The sequence below is a fragment of the Paeniglutamicibacter sp. GQ140 genome (genome assembly GCF_059759235.1).
On the sequence record NZ_JCAXDW010000021.1, the window covers coordinates 1 to 16,194 of the forward strand.

Sequence of the window (16,194 nt, forward strand, 5' to 3'; positions counted from 1 at the left end):
GTGGGACCCAAGTACGCCTGAAACCTGCCACGCTCCATGGCGAGGAATGCATGGTTCTAGATTCAGGGTCTGATACTGGTAGCGACCGTTATTCAAGCGGTCTGTATTCATGCGGTGGACCGGTCCCTGCTGCGGCCGGTCAGTGTCCCTCCGTCTGGCGTCCCGACGTTCCGGGTTCCCGACGGTCTGGCATCCCGGCACCCGGACCCAGCGCACGGGGGCGCATGCCGGGGCGCACCAGCGCGGCCCACAGGTGCCAGAGCATTCCGGCGAAGGTCGCGAGGAACGCTGCGACGGCCACCCACAACTCTGCACGGCCGACAAAAGCGACAATCGGCAGTCGGTCCGCACGCCCCAGGTAAATTCCCGCCACGGCGTACATACCGAGGGGAAAGACGACGCTCCAGAGCCCGGGCTCGAAGGTCAGCGGCACGCGATGGGTCACGTGCCTCCACCACCCGGCCGCGAGGAGCACGGGAATGAGCCACGAGGCGAAGGCCCAGAACACCACGGACGAACCGGCCACGAGCCCGAGGGTTGCGTCCACCATGGGCGCACCCGCCATCTCGACAATCCGCGCGCCTGCCAGGACGCTGATCGCCATGGCACCCATGGCCACAAAGTACTGCGGGCGGAGGTCCTCCGGCCTGATGGGGTAGGTCATGAGCCGCAACGAGACGAAGATCCCCACAGCGGCATACAGAATCAGCCCCACGGACCAGGCCACGACGGCGACCAGCGCCAAGGCCGCGCGCCAGTCTGGCCCGGCGAGAGGCTCAACGGACGCCGCCGCGACCGCCACGGACTGGCTCGCCACGCACCAAATGAACCATGTGCCGTTAGCATCCTTGACCACGGGCCTTTCGTCCCGGCCGAGCACAGCCGTCCACGGTACGACGTAGCCGAGCACCACCCAGGCAAGCACCGCGACAACGAGGAGCAGCGCCGTCGCCCCCGGCCACCCCATCATTCCGAGCCGCACACCGAGCACATTCGTCCCGGCGATGAAAGTGAAGAAGCCGAACGCCCGGGCGGGATCCATGAAGTCGCGCCGCATATCCTCGCGGAACTTGACCAGACGCACCAGGCTAAGCACGAGGATCACTGTGTAAGAGACCGCGCAGATCACGAGGAGTGCAGCGGACAGCGCGTGGAAGCCTTCGAGCTCAAGCCCCACCGAAATGATCCCGCTGGCCATAGTGAGAGCGAAATATCCCGGGGTGAGGGTCTGCACTGCCTCGGCGACGCGCGAACCGAAGGAACTCGGGGAGTGATCGGGCATGGTCATGGCACCCAGCTTAAGCGGCGTCCCGCATGCGTGACGAGGCCCACAGTCCCGTCGATCCGAGCCGGAAAATAACAGTGTATCCGGCCGGACACTCCAACCATCTCGGACGAAGAACTGCTCTAGATTGGTTGCATCAACTGCCACTGGCCCCGCCAGGATGGATATGGTTGGCTGATCGCCTGGTTAATTCCGTCTGGTTGAGGGCAATGGTGTCCGCCGGACGAAGCTGTCTCGTGGCGATGCTTACTGCCCGTCAGCGGCATCAGCTCATTTGGTGCGGGCAGGGACCTAGGGTTGCCTAACCCAATTGCTGGGTGCTTGGCGCCTTCAGTGGGGGTTCACGCCTGGGCGGCGATCCTGAGCTTCTACGGCCAGCGGAAAACCGTTTAGCGCGGCCTTAAGCTTGTCCCCGTCCCTGTCGAGAAACTGCCGCCCGATGTCAACGGTGCAGCTGACAGGCAAACTGCCAGGTCGTCTCAAAGCCACACCTCCAAGCGGCCACAGACACCCGTCGAAATGATTGAAGCACTCCCGAGGTCCCAACCCACCCTGCGTCCCTGATGAAGTGCCCCGGTGCGCGAAAGCTCGCGCTTTGGTGCCGCTCCCATCACAGCGCCGGTTCTGCCCCCAAAAGGGGGATCACCACGGAATCTATCTGAATGCGCCGGGACGGACGTCGCGGTGAAGCTGGAGAGCATCCTCAGAGAGCCGGCCAGCACCCTAGAACACGGACTCGGGCCGGGTCAGAAGCGTTCTGGCTGCTCACCCAGGTTGAAGTGCCGCCCGCTGACACGCGACGGTTTGATTTCCACGTAGAAGTCCTTGAGCGTGGGGATCCATGTCTTGAGATTCAGCGCCTCGGCTGCGGCAATGTCCGAACCCTGCTCAAGGACCCGGGCGCGTCCCTTGACTACGACGCTCCAAGCTTCGTCAGAGGTGATGCCATCTGCCTGGAACACCACGTTCTCATTGATGGTCAGCTCGGCAAGCTTGGTGCCAGGTGCCGTACGCAGCAGCAGGAGGCCGTCGTGAGCGCGGTAGTTGATGGGAAAGACGTCCGTTTCACCGGCGGCGGTCAGCACCAAGCGCCCATGCTGGGTGTTCTCCAACAGCTTCCAGCACTGCTCATCGTCAAGGACAAGGATCGGGTCATCATGAGAGAACATCATGGTTACATCCTTCTGCCGTTCGTAGAGCAATGTAAAGGACAACCCACGATCCGTTCTAAAATACTCCCGTTGGTTGATCAACGGATGATGGCGGACGCCGCTCCGAGTAGGAGCGTATACCCGCAGATTGCCCCTGACTGGTCGTCCCTGACCGTGGTGGTCCGTGCCCGGCATCAGGCTAGCTGTCCGGACGGCCGTAACCCTCGTCCGCATGCCCGGGAGCTTCAACCGCGGCGGGCAGGCGGACGACAGCAAGTGTGAAGACGAACGCTGCCACAGCCGTCACCACGAGCAGCATGAGCCCGATGAAGTAGCTGTTGTCCGCCGCGTTGTAGGTGGCGCCCATGACCAGTGGAGGGAAGTAACCGCCCATGCCACCGGCGGCGCTGACGATCCCGCTGATGCTGCCCACCTTGCCCGGCGGGGACAGCCTGCCCACCCATGCGAACACACCCCCGGCGCCAAGGCCGAGCGCTGACGCCATCGCCACAAACGTCAGTCCGGCCGGGATCTCGCCGTCGGGCCGAAGGTTCACGATGTAGGCCAGGACGGCAATGCCAGCCAGCGACGCAAGAACCACCGGTTTGGAACCAATCCCGTCCGCCAGCACGCCGCCGATAGGTCGGAAAATGACGGCCGCCACGGCAAAACCCGCGGTCCGCGTGCCTGCTGCTGTGGGATCAAAGTCGTAGACGTCCCGGAGGTAGGTGGGCAGGTACGTAGCAAAGGAAACGAATCCGCCGAAAACGATGGCGTAGAGGAAACACAGCTTCCAGGTGACCGCGAGGCCTGCCGCTTCCTTCAGCTTGGGAACCACCGGGGAGGTGTTCCGCTGCCACCCGGGCGCCTCTTTGACGTTGTACCAGACCAGGGCGGCCATGGCGACAAGGAGCCCGGCGATCAGGAGATGCGTTGCCAGGTAACCCATCGCGCTTACCAGGCGCGGAGTGAGGAAGGCAGCGAGTGCGGTTCCGCCCATGCCGGCCCCAAAAACACCGGTGGCGAAACCACGCCGGGCGGGCTCATACCAAGCACTGACAAAGGGAATTCCGACGGCGAACACGGTGCCGGCGATGCCCAGCAGCAGGCCTGCTCCCAGCACCACCGCGTACGAGCCGAGCGTGCCGCCAAGGGCCACCAGCAGGACGGGGGGAACACTGCCCAGCAGTACGAACGTGAACATGACGCGGCCGCCGAAACGGTCCGCCATGGCTCCCACCACGATCCGGCCAAGCGATCCCACAAAAATCGGCATGGCGACCAGAACGGCAGTTGCCGTGGGGGTCAGCCCCATTTCCTGGGTGTACCGGGCGCCGAGCGGCGCCACGATGTTCCAGGCCCAGAAGGCCATCACCGAGGCGCTGGTGGCCAATGCCAGCTGCAGCCCTTTGCCGGTGCGGGCGGACTCAGTAGATTGAGCGGACCCGGTCACTGTGAGCTCCTCTGTTCACTGGTTCCGGGTATCCCGGTCCCTGGTTCCGACGGCGGACCAGCCGCGCCGGGCGGGCGGGGTCGCGTTCCTTGACCCGTCGCCGCCGGCCTTTCCGCCCGGGCGAATGCGGTCACGCGAGCGGTAGACAATGTATGGACGGAACAGGTAATGCAGCGGCGCGGTAAAGGCATGGACCAGCCGGGTGAAAGGCCAGATCATAAAGAGCGCCATGCCCACCAGGGTGTGCAGGTGGAAGGAGAACGGTGCAGCTGCCATGGCGGCGAGGTCAGGTTGGAAGATGAAAAGTGAGCGGAACCACGGGGCCACGGTTTCGCGGTAGTTGTGCCCGTGTTCGCCCTCGAAAACGCTGGCCAGGGTGGTCCAGAGGCCGAATAAGATGGCGGCGGTGAGGACCACGTACATGAATTTGTCGTTTTTGGTGGTAGCCATGAAGACCGGTCCGGTGGTGCGGCGGCGATAAATCAGCAGCAGAATTCCGCCCAGGGTTCCCACCCCCGCGATGCCTCCCACCAGCAGGGCGTTGAAATGGTAGAACTCCTGGCTCATGCCCACGGCCTGCGTCCATGCCATCGGGATGACCAGGCCAAAAAAGTGGCCTGCGATGACCGCCAGCAAACCGAAGTGGAACAGCGGCGAGGCGATCCGCAGGAGCCGGGACTCATACAGCTGGGAGGACCTGGTGGTCCAGCCGAACTGGTCGTACTTGTAGCGCCAAATGCTGCCGCCCACCAGCACCACCACCATGACGTAGGGCAGGACGCCCCAAAGGACGATGTCCAGGGCGGTGAGTTCGACGGCTGCTCCCGGCCTGGTTTCGAAGGTCAGCATGGTCAAACCCCTTTCACGGGCAGCAGGCGAGGATCGTACGGGTCCAGCCCCACGGCTTCGGTGGGCGGCCCGTAGCCGGCCATCCGCATGACAGCCTGCTCATCGGCCGGCGATTTCCCGGGCAGCGTGGCGCAGATGGCCTGGAGGATGCGGGCATGCGGCAACTCATCGCGTAGCAGGCCGAAGCGGAGCATCTCGAGGCTGGCCCGGTACCGGATCAGCAAGTCACGGCCCGCCGCAAGATCCACCCGCGCGGCGTATTCCAGGACCATGGGCAGGTAGTCCGGCAGTTCGCCGTGGGTGTCCACCAGGATGTCGCTTTGCCGGTAGGCCTTCTTGAAGTTGCCTAGGACTTCACCGCGGCGCCGGGTGTCGCCGTCCGTCCAGTAGCTCAGGTGCAGGGCATGCCGCTTGCCGAGATCGAACTCGCGCACGTAATGGGCCTGGATTTCCAATCGCTCCGAGGATTCGAACAGGTCCAGGACGCCGTCGAAGTCCTGGACCGCACCGGAAAACTCAGCCAGTGCGGCCCGCATCAGCGGGACCTTGAGAATCAGATCCGCATCCGGGTACGACAGGCACCAGGCGGCGGCCATGTAGACCACCTGATCGCGCCGGCTCACGGCTGTTCCCCGCCCGCCGAGGCACTGTCTGTGGAAGCGCTTGAGCGTCCCGGGAAGAGCCCGGGCGGCGCCCCGCGCCCGTCCCAGTTCAGTAGGTTGACCCGGCCGCTGAGGCCGGACCCGGACCCCATCTCGTCCGTGGTCTGCCGGTCCCGGAGGGCATGGAACGTTTCCACCGCCACCGGGACGGGCCTGCCGCTGGCCTCACCGAACGGGGACGAGTCCTGCATGCCCGGTCCGCCGTCGAAATCCAGCGAACAGCCCATCTCTTCCAGGTCATGCGCCTGTTCCACGTGTGCCTTCGGGATGACGTAGCGTTCGTCATATTTGGCGATGGCCATGAGGCGGTACATCTCGTACATGGTCTGCCCGTCCATGCCCACGGCTTCGGGGATGGAGTCGTCGGGATCGTTGCCCAGACTGATGCCGCGCATATAGGAGCGCATGGCCGCAAGCTTCCTCAGGACAGTCGTGACCCGGTCGGTGTCCCCGGCCGTGAAGAGTTCCGCGAGGTATTCCACCGGGATGCGCAGCGCGTCGATGGCGCCAAAGAGGTTGCCGTGATCCTCGCCGTCGTGCCCCTGGTCCCGCAGCAGGTCCACTACCGGGGACAGCGGCGGGACGTACCAGACCATGGGCATGGTCCGGTATTCGGGGTGCAGCGGCAGGGCCACCTTGTAGACCTTGGCGAGGGCGTAGACCGGGGACCGCCGGGCGGCGTCGATCCAGTCCTCCGGGATGCCCTGGGCCCGGGCCTCGGCCTGGACGGCGGGGTCGTTGGGGTCCAGCAGCACGTCCATCTGGGCGTCGTAGAGCTCCTGGGGGTCCGTGACGGACGCGGCCGCGGTGACGGCGTCGGCGTCGTACAGGAACAGCCCCAGATACCGCAGCCTGCCCACGCAGGTCTCGGAGCAGACCGTGGGGAGCCCCACCTCCACGCGGGGGTAGCAGAAGGTGCACTTTTCGGCTTTGCCCGTCTTGTGGTTGAAGTAGATTTTTTTGTACGGGCAGCCGGTAACGCACTGCCGCCAGCCTCGGCATTTGTCCTGGTCCACCAGGACAATCCCGTCCTCCACCCGCTTGTAGATCGCGCCGGAAGGGCAGGATGCCATGCAGGAGGGGTTCAGGCAGTGCTCGCAGATCCGCGGCAGGTAGAACATGAACGCCTGCTCGTAGGCGAACTTGATCTTGTCCTCGGATTCCCGCCGGACCTTCTCCACGATCGGGTCCAAATGGCCGTGCTCGGTGGAACCGCCCAGGTCATCGTCCCAGTTCGCGGACCAGGTGATCTTGGTGTCCTTGCCCGTGATCAGGGACTTGGGCCGGGCCACCGGGAAGTCATCCCCCAGGGGCGCATCGATGAGCGTCTTGTAGTCGTAGGTCCACGGCTCGTAGTAGTCCTTGAGCTCGGGCTGGACCGGGCTGGCGAAGATCCCGAGGAGCTTCTTGACCCGGCCGCCGGCCTTCAGGACCAGCTTGCCGCGCTTGTTAAGCTCCCAGCCGCCAAGCCACTTTTCCTGGTCCTCGTACCGGCGGGGGTACCCCTGCCCGGGGCGGGTTTCGACGTTGTTGAACCAGACGTATTCGGTGCCGGCACGGTTGGTCCAGGCCTGCTTGCAGGTCACCGAACAGGTGTGGCAGCCAATGCATTTGTCCAGGTTCATGACCATGCCCATTTGAGCCATGACACGCATCAGTACTGCACCTCCTGGGAACGACGGCGGACGGTGGCAACCATGTCGCGCTGGTTTCCGGTTGGGCCAAGGTAGTTGAACGCGTAGGCCAGCTGGGCGTAGCCGCCGATCAGGTGCGAGGGCTTGACCAGCAGCCGGGTCACTGAGTTGTGGATGCCGCCGCGCCGTCCCGTGGCCTCGGACTTCGGCACGTCGATGGTGCGCTCCTGCGCGTGGTGGACGTACACCACCCCGGGTGGCATCCTGTGGCTGACGATCGCCCGCGCCACCAGGACGCCGTTGATGTTCAGGCACTCCACCCACTCGTTGTCCCTGACCTGGATGGAGTCCGCGTCGGCAGGACTCATCCAGACCGTGGGCCCGCCGCGGGAGAGCGAGAGCATCAGCAGGTTGTCCTGGTATTCGGAGTGGATGGACCACTTGGAGTGCGGTGTCAGGTAGCGGACCACCACCTCAAGCTCCCCGTTCGCGCCAAGTTTGGGTTCCCCGAACAGCCGGTGCATGTCCAGGGGCGGCCGGTAGATCGGCAGGGCCTCGCCGATGTCGATCATCCAGTCGTGGTCGAGGAAGAAGTGCATCCGCCCGGTCAGGGTGTGCCAGGGCTTGAGCCTTTCGACGTTGATGGTGAACGGGGCGTAGCGGCGGCCGCCTGTCTCGGACCCGGACCATTCCGGCGAGGTGATCACCGGGACCGGGCCGGCCTGCGTCTGGGCGAAGGTGATGAATTTTTCCTCCGAGCCCCCGGACAGGTCCGCCAGTTTCCGGCCGGTGCGGATCTCCAGGTCCTTGAAGCCCTGCACAGACAGGGCACCGTTGGTGGTGCCGGAGAACGCCAGGATGGCCTCGGCCATTTTCGCGTCGGTGTCGATCGCCGGTCGGCCGTCCGCGGCCCCGCCGAGCATCACCTCGTTGGACCGGCTGAGCCTCTCCAACGGGCCCTGGAGTTTGTAGGTGACGTTCTTGACCGTGAAGCCCAGATTATCGGCCAGCGGCCCGACGGCGGCAAGCTTGTCCGCGATGGCCGTGTAGTCCCGCTCCACCACCGAAAAAATGGGCATGTTCTGCCCCGGCACGGCGGGGATGTCCGTCTCCAGCCAGTCCCGCACGATCCCGCCGGGCTGGGCGAGCTGGCCGGGAGTGTCGTGCTGCAGCGGCACGCTGACCAGGTCCCGGCGCACACCCAGGTGGGTCTTGGCCATCCGGGAGAACTCCCGGGCCAGCAGGTGGAAGGTGTCAAAGTCGGTCTTGGTCTCCCACGGCGGGTCGATCGCCGGGCTGAAGGCGTGCACAAACGGGTGCATGTCTGTGGAGGAGAGGTCGTGCTTCTCGTACCAGGTGGCAGCGGGAAACACGACGTCGGACAGCAGCGTGGTGGAGGTCATCCGGAAGTCCGCGGAGACCAGCAGGTCCAGTTTTCCTTCCGGGGCCTGCTCATGCCACTTCACGTTGGTGGGCTTGAGCCCCTCGGCGTGGTCCTTGCCCAAGACATTGTTATGGGTGCCCAGCAGGTTCCGCAGGAAGTACTCGTTGCCCTTGGCCGAGGAACCGAACAGGTTGGAGCGCCACAGCACCAGGGTCCGGGGCCAGTTCTCCGGGGCATCCACGTCCTCGATCGCCGGGTTCAGGGTGCGGTTCTTGAGCGCGTCCGCGATGTAGCTGGGTGTGTCCTTCGCGGAACCGGCGGCGACGGCGGCCTCCGCCTCGTCCGCGAGGTCCAGCGGGTTCCGGTCGAACTGCGGGTAGAACGGCATCCAGCCGAGCCTCGCGGACTGGGCCATTGCGTCCGCGGTGTGCATCCCGTCCAGGGCTCCGGTGGAGAGCGGGGACTTCAGCGCGTCCGCGGAGTATCCGTCCTGCCGCCACTGGTCCGTGTGCATGTACCAGTAACCGGTGCCGATCATGGTCCGCGGCGGCCGGGACCAGTCCAGGGCGTTCGCGAGGGACACCCAGCCGGTGGCCGGGCGGGTCTTTTCCTGCCCCACGTAGTGCGCCCAGCCGCCGCCGTTGCGGCCCATGCAGCCGGTCAGCATCACCAGCGCCAGCACGGCGCGGTAGGTGGTATCGCCGTGGAACCACTGGCAGATCCCGGCACCCATGATGATCATGGAACGGCCCTTGGATTCTTCGGCGTTTCGGGCGAATTCCTGTGCCACGCGGATGCACGCCTGCGCCGGAACACTGGTGATTTCCTCCTGCCAGGCGGGCGTGTAGGGCGTGTTCGCGTCGTCGTAGCCTGCGGCCCACTCTCCCGGCAGCCCGTCGCGGCCCACCCCGTACTGGGCGAGCATGAGGTCGAACACGGTGGTGACCAGCTGGCCCTCGACTTCGATGACGGGCACCCCGCGCCGTAGCACGCTGCCGGCGCCGTCCGCCTGTTCGAAGCAGGGCAGCAGGATCTCGGCGCTTTCACCGGAGACTTCACGTAAGGACAGTGCGGGTTCGATCCCTTCCAGGTCCAGGTTCCATTTTCCCTCGCCGCTGTCCGAATAGCGGAAGCCCATCGAGCCGTTAGGGACGGCGGGACGGCCTGCCTTTTTGTCGAACAGGACGGTGCGGAACGCCGCGTCCTCAGCCCCGGCCTCGGCCCGGATGTCCTTGGCGGTGAGGAATTTCGCCGGCGTCAGCGCGCCGTCGTCGCGCTTTTCCAGCCTGACGAGGAACGGAAGGTCGGTGTACTGGCGCACGTAGTCGGAGAAGAACGGCACGTCCCGGTCAACGAAGAACTCCTTGAGCATGACATGGCCCATGGCCATCGCGAGGGCGGCGTCGGTGCCGGCCTGGGCGGGAAGCCATTCATCGGCGAACTTGGTGTTGTCCGCGTAGTCCGGGCTGACCGTGACCACTTTGGTGCCGCGGTACCGCACTTCGGCCATCCAGTGCGCGTCCGGGGTCCGGGTGACGGGAACATTGGAGCCCCACATCATCAGGTAGCGCGCGTCCCACCAGTCCCCGGATTCCGGCACATCCGTCTGGTCCCCAAACACCTGGGGGCTGGCGACCGGAAGGTCCGCGTACCAGTCGTAGAAGGAGGTCATGACGCCGCCGATTAGCTGGATGAAGCGGGTGCCCACCGCGTGCGAAACCATTGACATCGCCGGGATCGGCGAAAAGCCGGCGCACCGGTCCGGCCCGTAGGTCTTGATGGTGTTCACGTGCGCGGCAGCAGCGAGCTCGATCGCCTCCTGCCAGGACACCCTCACCAGGCCGCCCTTGCCGCGGGCCTGCTGGTAGCGGCGCCGCCGCTCCGGGTCTCCGGCGACGTCCGCGAAGGCCAGCACCGGATCGCCGAGCCGGGACTTCGCCTCCCGGTACATCTCCACCAGGACACCGCGGGCGTACGGAAAGCGGACGCGGGTGGGTGAGTAGGTGTACCAGGAAAAGGCCGCCCCGCGGGGGCACCCCCGCGGCTCGTATTCCGGGCTGTCCGGGCCCACCGACGGGTAGTCGGTCTGCTGGGATTCCCAAGTGATGATGCCGTCCTTGACATACACCTTCCACGAGCAGGAGCCGGTGCAGTTCACCCCATGGGTGGAGCGGACCACCTTGTCGTGGCTCCAGCGGTCGCGGTAGAAGATGTCGCCTTTACGGCCGCCCTCCCTGAATACCGCCCTGCCGTCCTCCGTCTGGTCCCATTTCGTGAAGAAACGGCCCAGCTTCAACATCGCATCCGAGGCTGCTCCGTCGAGCCCCGGGACAAACCGATCCTCAGCCATGCTGCCACCCTAGGGGCAGCAAGGCGCAAACCGCTACAGTTTCCGGACTAATGATCAAAACGCGGCCCAATCATTTTAGATGCGGGCTGCTCGATTCGCGGCTCCGCTGCGCCATCATGTCCGCATATCAGCAATGGCTGAAAGGCATCCTCTTTCCCAGCCCGTGGTGGTGCAGATTATGTCAGGAGCTGACAGTTGCAGCGGGTGGTGCCGGCCCGCTGCAGAATGCCCTGTTTCTTCCTGTCCGCGGACTCAGACGCTAAACGACGGGTCGCGTGGCCTGTCGTGCCAGCCAGAACCGGCGGCTGGGGATCTGGAGGGATTGGTCCTGACCGGGCGTCACCGAGTAGCAAGGCTCCCTGCTTTCGAGGTCTGTGCGGTTCGACGCGGTGGTGTTAGTGCGAAGTCGGGCTTCACCTAAGCGCGATGAAGCATGTGCCGGAGGAGGCCAGAATACGTTGTCTGATAGTTCCTTGCCCGTTATCAGGGCGACCCTTCCGGTAGTGGGCGAGCATATTCAGGAGATAGCATCCCGGTTTTACGACCACATGTTTGAAGGGCATCCGGAGCTGCTGGACGGGCTGTTCAACCGGGGAAACCAGGCCGACGGGCGCCAGCAGCAGGCCCTGGCCGGGTCTATTGCGGCCTTCGCTGGCTTTCTCGTCAATGACCCCACGCACCTTCCGGAGCATCTGCTGTCCAGGATTGCCCATAAGCATGCGTCCCTGGGCCTGCACCCGGATCAATACCAGGTGGTGCACGACAACCTGATGTGGGCGATCGTGGATGTGCTCGGCGATGCCGTTACTGCCGAAGTAGCAGCGGCTTGGGACGAGGTGTACTGGCTGATGGCCAACATGCTGATCAACAAGGAGCGTGGACTGTACAGCGCCCTGCGGCTCAACGTCCGCGACATCGACCTGGACCACAGCTTCAACGCGATCTTCTACCGAGCGTCGAGCCGTTTCCTGAACTGACCCCGCTTACCTCCCAGCATGGCGTCGGCCGTACCAGGGACGGGATCCAAGTACGCCTGAAACCTGCCACGCTCCACGGCGGGGAATGCATGGTTCTAGATTCGGGGTCTGATACTGGTGGGTGGGAATAGTGCCCCTGGTTGCAGGTCCAGTTTCGTTTGCGGGTCTTGGTCCGGCGGGGCGAGGTTGAGGACGTAGTCTCCGAAGCGGCGGATGGTCCTGGTGATGTAGGGGGAGATCGTGGCCAGGTCTTCGGTGTCGATGGTGTGGCCTTCGGCTGCGAGCTCGTTGGCGGCGGCGGTGATGTCGCAGGCGGTGGAGTAGATGACGATGTTGGCCAGCAGCTCGTTGAACTTGATGATCTTTTCCTGGTGTTCGGGGTCGTTGTGGCCGATCATTTCGTTCCCGAAGGCCAGCCAGTCGCTGAATTTATGGAACGATTCGACCCGGTTGGTGATCGCGGTGATGTGTTCGCGCAGTTCGGGGTCGGATAGGTAGCGCAGCAGCGTGATGGTGCGCACGACGCGCCCGAGTTCGCGGAAGGCCCGGTAGAGGCGGTTCTTGCGGGAGTGGTTGCCCAGCCTGCGCAAAAGGGTGACCGAGGACAGGCAGCCCTCGCGGATGGAAATGACGGTGCGCATCAGGTCGGGCCAGTGGGTCTCGATCAGTCCCCAGTCGATGGCCGTGTCACCGAACAGCGAGTCGATGTGCGTGTAGCGGGTGGCCGTGTCGGGGCGGTAGAGAATGAGGTCTTTCCAATCCCGGATACGTGGGAGCAGGTCAAAGCCCAGGAGCGCGGCGAGACCGAAGACCGGCAGGGACTGTCCCTGCGTGTCGGCGTGGATCGTGTCCGGTTGCAGCTCGGAGTCGTTTTGCAGCAGTCCTTCGATGATGTAGACCGCTTCCCACACTCCGCAGGGAATGAAGTGGCTGAACAGGGCGATGTAGGTGTCGGAAACGTGGCGGTAGGCGATGCCTCCGTATCCCCCGTAGCGGATATGGGACTCGGCCAGCAGGTTGTTCTCCCAGGTGTCGACCTGGGTGCCGTCGGCGGCGACGGTGCGCCCATCGCCCCAGACGGAGGCGACGTCCAGCTGCGCAAAGGCATTGATGACCTCGGCCGAGGCACGAGTGATCTTCTCGGCCGTGGTGTGCTTGTTCCCCGCGGTGTAGAGCTCATGGGCGCTGACGGCGCCTTCCATATGGCGGGCGACCTGTGCGGGGCCAAGGAGGGTGCCGTAGGTGAAGACCGTGAGGCAGTATCGACCCAAGGCGTCGCGTAGTTTCGGGTCGGCGCCGGAGGCCGGTCCGAAATGCTTGTGCCAGCCCAGCCGGTGGGCGCTGACGGTAATGATGTCCAGAAGTCCGCGTTCGCTCAGGCGCTCATGAACGGCTTCTTCCAGGACGATGGCCGATGGCCTCCGGTCGGCTCCCTTCCGGCGTTTGAGCAAGGGCCGGTCGCCTTCCAGGACGAGGTCGGTGTTGGCCGGGTAGCCGGCGTCGGCGGCCCGTGCGGTGTCGGCCAGCTGCGCCTTGAAGTGCTCGACCAGCCCGCTCCCGGTTGCGGGGATGCCGGTCTGGGAGCAAAAGTCCTCGGCGAGGTCCTGGCACTGCTGCCAGGTCATCATCTGCCGGTGCAGCCCCGCGTAGGAGTCGGCGCCGACCACGGCGATATCGCCCGAGCGCAGTTCCGCGGCGAGGAATGAGAACACGCAGACCTCCAGGTGGCGGCGCGCGAGTTTGCCGGGGTGCTTCTTGTCACGGATGACCCTCTTCCAGGCCTCGGTGGCGAAGGAGTCCAGATCGAGTGCCAGCGTCTGCAAGGTGCCATCTTCGCCGGCAACCGTGAGGGTTTCGGGGACGTATTCGCCGGTGCGTTTGCGGCAGGCACGAATGAAGTTCACGGCATTCACCACGCTGGCATCGGCGCTGGTCGCTTCCAGGGCAAGGGCCTCCAACAGCTCGAACAGGGCAGAGCGGTGAGCCCGGCAGAACGATTCCAGCAGCGGCAAATAGTTGCGTCCGTGGTGGGCCGAGACCGCTTCGTGTGCGGCTGTCAGCCGCTTCAGGCCGCCGGCGGCCTGAAGCGTTTCCAGGAGTTTCTGCCCCGTCGCGGCCGCGTCGAACCCTTCCTCGGGGTTCCCTTCGTTCCCGGACACCTCATGGGTCAGGGAGAGGACCTCTCCGAACACATCGAGCAGGTACTCCGACTCGGCGCGGTGGGCGAGTTTGAGTTCCTCGAGCCGCTCGCGTCCCTTTTTGTGAACGAGGGCCATGCGTTTGCAGAACATCTCGACGGTCTCGTCGCGCAGGCGGATGCGGGTCTCATGCAGGAGGCACGCGATAAGGGTCAGCCGCTTGGGCTCCCCGGTCCTGGAGAGTTCATCGACATCGACGGCGCGGGCCTGCCCGGCGAAATGGGAGATCCGCTGCGCCGAGACACCGCCGAGCCAGGTGCCGGTCTCGCCGACCGCGTCGAGCCGGCGCAGGAGCTCGATGCGGTCCTTGAATTTCCCCAGCTTCATCGCCGAGCCCGCGGGCGCCTTGAGCGTCTCGAACTCGCTGCGCCGCGATACGGGGTCCACCAACAGCAATCGTTCCAACCGCAGCCGGTCACCGGGAGCCATCCGCTCTTGAACCCCGGCGAACAGCGCGGTGTTGTACCGGGCACGGATCCTGGCGACCATGCTGTCGAGAGTCGAGTACCCGGGCAGCTCGCAGCCGGCACGGAGCAGTTCCTCCAACGCCACGTTGATCAGGTCGGCAGGGTGGTCCTTGGTCACCACCGCGGCCTCCAACGCCTCGGCAGCCATCCGGCGAACCCGTTTGGCATCGTAGACGACGCCCATGCGGACGCGGACATAATCGCGATAGCGCCACCAGGTCCTCTCTGCCCGGGACGCGTCGGCAAGGTCGATCGTCACACCCAACAGCGCTCCAACATGGCCGGTGACGGCCGCGGGAACCTCCTCGGCCCGCGTGAAATACCCCAACCGCTGATAGCACTTCAGCACCGTCAGCAGCACCGCACGACCGGCTTCGTCCCGTGTCTTTTCCCCGGCCCAGTCCTTCTCCTCCTCGGTCGGGGTGAACGACTCTGCCAGCTGCCGCTCCGATACCGCAGCGGTGAATCTCGGATAGGCGGTCCTGCCCACGGACGTCACGAATCTTCCTCTCCCGCAGGGAACCGGAGGCACCAGCGAGGCGCACAGGCCGAAACAACTTCAGATAACAACAAATATCTGAAGTAGAATACTGCAATGACTTCAGATATCGCGAAATCTGCGGGGCGGGAAGACCCCCGGGCAACTTCAGATATCACAACGGCGGCAGACGAAAAGCCCCGACGGGGACGTGCCCCTGCCGTGTTGGCCCCGCATCTGGAACAACTCTGGGGCGAATACCTCCTGCTTCTGGGGTCCGCCCCGCTCGATGACAATTCCCGCCGCGCCTACGCCTCACGGGTGCGTACCTTCTTCGCCTGGCTCGATGGCGCCGGCGTGGACAGCTCGGCCCTCTTTGACCCGGCCGCGCGCGACGGAGCCGTCCGGGACTGGCGCACCCACCTTCAGAAAGTCCTCAAGCGCAAACCCGCCACGATCAACGCGCACCTGGCGGCCCTGACCGACTTCTACACCCGCACCGGCGTGGGCGCCCCGAACGCCAAACGGCTCGAGCTGCCCTCCACCGCGCCCAGGGCCCTGGACGCACGCAACCAGAAACGCTGGCTGCGCACCTGTGAACGCTGCACCCACCCCCGCAACCGGGCCATCGGCTACATCCCGTTCTATGCCGGGTTGCGGATCAGCGAGATCACCGCACTCGACCTCGGGGATGTGCGCCTCTCGGCCCGCAAGGGCCTGCTGATCGTTCGTTCCGGCAAGGGCGGCCGCTACCGGGAAGTCCCCGTCCACCCCGTGCTGCGGGAGAACCTCGCCTTGTGGATCAACGAAGAACGCCCCTCATGGCCGGGCGCGGCCAACAACCCCGCGGTCTTCCTGAACCACCGCGGAGAACGACTGAGCGTCAAGGGATGCGATGACATCCTCGGGGATCTGGCCAACGACGCCGGTTTCACCGATAACCCCGATATCGATTTCACCACCCAGATCCTGCGCCACACATTCGGCACCAACCTCGTGCGCGAGGGCCACGACGTCGTGCTCGTCGCCGAACTCATGGGCCACGCCCGGCTGGAGACCACCCGCCGCTACACGAAACCATCCGAAGCCGACCGCCAAAACGCCATCGACACCCTCCCCACCGACCGATAAACCACGGGCTTGGCAGGTTTCAGGCGTACTTGGGTCCCACCCCTAGCCGGGTCGGCGGTTGGCCGGGGTCCCGGTCTTGTTGCGGTTCCCGGCGGCCCGGTCCGTGACCCGGTGGCCGCCGCCGTCGGGGATCCGCCCGAGTTTCTTGATGTCCACGTGGATCATGTCCCCGGGG

Annotated in this window: 9 protein-coding genes and 2 pseudogenes; 2 read left to right on the top strand and 9 right to left on the bottom strand. The window is 65.1% G+C overall.

All coding sequences use genetic code 11. The annotated features are described in order from the left end of the window. Nucleotides 1-139: 139 nt before the first annotated feature. The 7 genes from AC6CHY_RS19745 to AC6CHY_RS19775 all read right to left on the bottom strand — a co-directional run bounded on the left by AC6CHY_RS19745 (nucleotide 140) and on the right by AC6CHY_RS19775 (nucleotide 10,768). Nucleotides 140-1,288 carry a tellurite resistance/C4-dicarboxylate transporter family protein gene (locus AC6CHY_RS19745; protein WP_217387984.1) on the bottom strand — a complete coding sequence of 383 codons (1,149 nt, stop codon included), beginning with the start codon at nucleotides 1,286-1,288 and terminating at the stop codon, nucleotides 140-142. A 743-nt stretch (nucleotides 1,289-2,031) separates the two neighbouring features. Then, entirely contained in the window at nucleotides 2,032-2,457 is a 426-nt protein-coding gene (locus AC6CHY_RS19750; RefSeq protein ID WP_217387983.1) for a pyridoxamine 5'-phosphate oxidase family protein, read from the bottom strand. Nucleotides 2,458-2,635: 178 nt separating this feature from the next. Continuing rightward, the gene (locus AC6CHY_RS19755) at nucleotides 2,636-3,808 is read right to left on the bottom strand and encodes an MFS transporter (RefSeq protein ID WP_217388281.1); all 1,173 of its coding nucleotides are present in this window, start codon (nucleotides 3,806-3,808) and stop codon (nucleotides 2,636-2,638) included. A 96-nt stretch (nucleotides 3,809-3,904) separates the two neighbouring features. Then, the gene (narI, locus tag AC6CHY_RS19760) at nucleotides 3,905-4,738 is read right to left on the bottom strand and encodes a respiratory nitrate reductase subunit gamma (RefSeq protein WP_217387982.1); all 834 of its coding nucleotides are present in this window, start codon (nucleotides 4,736-4,738) and stop codon (nucleotides 3,905-3,907) included. A 2-nt stretch (nucleotides 4,739-4,740) separates the two neighbouring features. Then, nucleotides 4,741-5,361 (bottom strand): nitrate reductase molybdenum cofactor assembly chaperone, encoded by a 621-nt coding sequence (gene narJ / locus AC6CHY_RS19765; RefSeq protein ID WP_217387981.1) that lies wholly within the window; start codon nucleotides 5,359-5,361, stop codon nucleotides 4,741-4,743. After that, nucleotides 5,358-7,055 (bottom strand): nitrate reductase subunit beta, encoded by a 1,698-nt coding sequence (gene narH / locus AC6CHY_RS19770; protein ID WP_217387980.1) that lies wholly within the window; start codon nucleotides 7,053-7,055, stop codon nucleotides 5,358-5,360. Before narH ends, narJ begins: the two co-directional genes overlap by 4 nt. After that, the gene (locus AC6CHY_RS19775; RefSeq protein ID WP_498228030.1) at nucleotides 7,055-10,768 is read right to left on the bottom strand and encodes a nitrate reductase subunit alpha; all 3,714 of its coding nucleotides are present in this window, start codon (nucleotides 10,766-10,768) and stop codon (nucleotides 7,055-7,057) included. The genes narH and AC6CHY_RS19775 overlap by 1 nt, the downstream gene beginning before the upstream one ends. A gap of 458 nt (nucleotides 10,769-11,226) precedes the next feature. Between AC6CHY_RS19775 and AC6CHY_RS19780 the strand changes: the two are divergent. Then, nucleotides 11,227-11,661, top strand: a pseudogene (locus tag AC6CHY_RS19780) (globin domain-containing protein); the annotation flags it as partial. A 179-nt stretch (nucleotides 11,662-11,840) separates the two neighbouring features. On the opposite strand, the gene AC6CHY_RS19785 reads toward AC6CHY_RS19780, so the two are convergent. Continuing rightward, nucleotides 11,841-14,900 (bottom strand): Tn3 family transposase, encoded by a 3,060-nt coding sequence (locus tag AC6CHY_RS19785; protein ID WP_498228032.1) that lies wholly within the window; start codon nucleotides 14,898-14,900, stop codon nucleotides 11,841-11,843. A gap of 105 nt (nucleotides 14,901-15,005) precedes the next feature. Between AC6CHY_RS19785 and AC6CHY_RS19790 the strand changes: the two genes are divergently transcribed. Then, a complete protein-coding gene (locus AC6CHY_RS19790) occupies nucleotides 15,006-16,019 on the top strand; it encodes a tyrosine-type recombinase/integrase (RefSeq protein ID WP_217387977.1) in 1,014 nt (337 codons plus the stop codon). Between the two features lie 66 nt (nucleotides 16,020-16,085). Here the strand turns inward: AC6CHY_RS19790 and AC6CHY_RS19795 are convergent. Beyond that, nucleotides 16,086-16,194: pseudogene (locus AC6CHY_RS19795) on the bottom strand (IS481 family transposase); the annotation flags it as partial.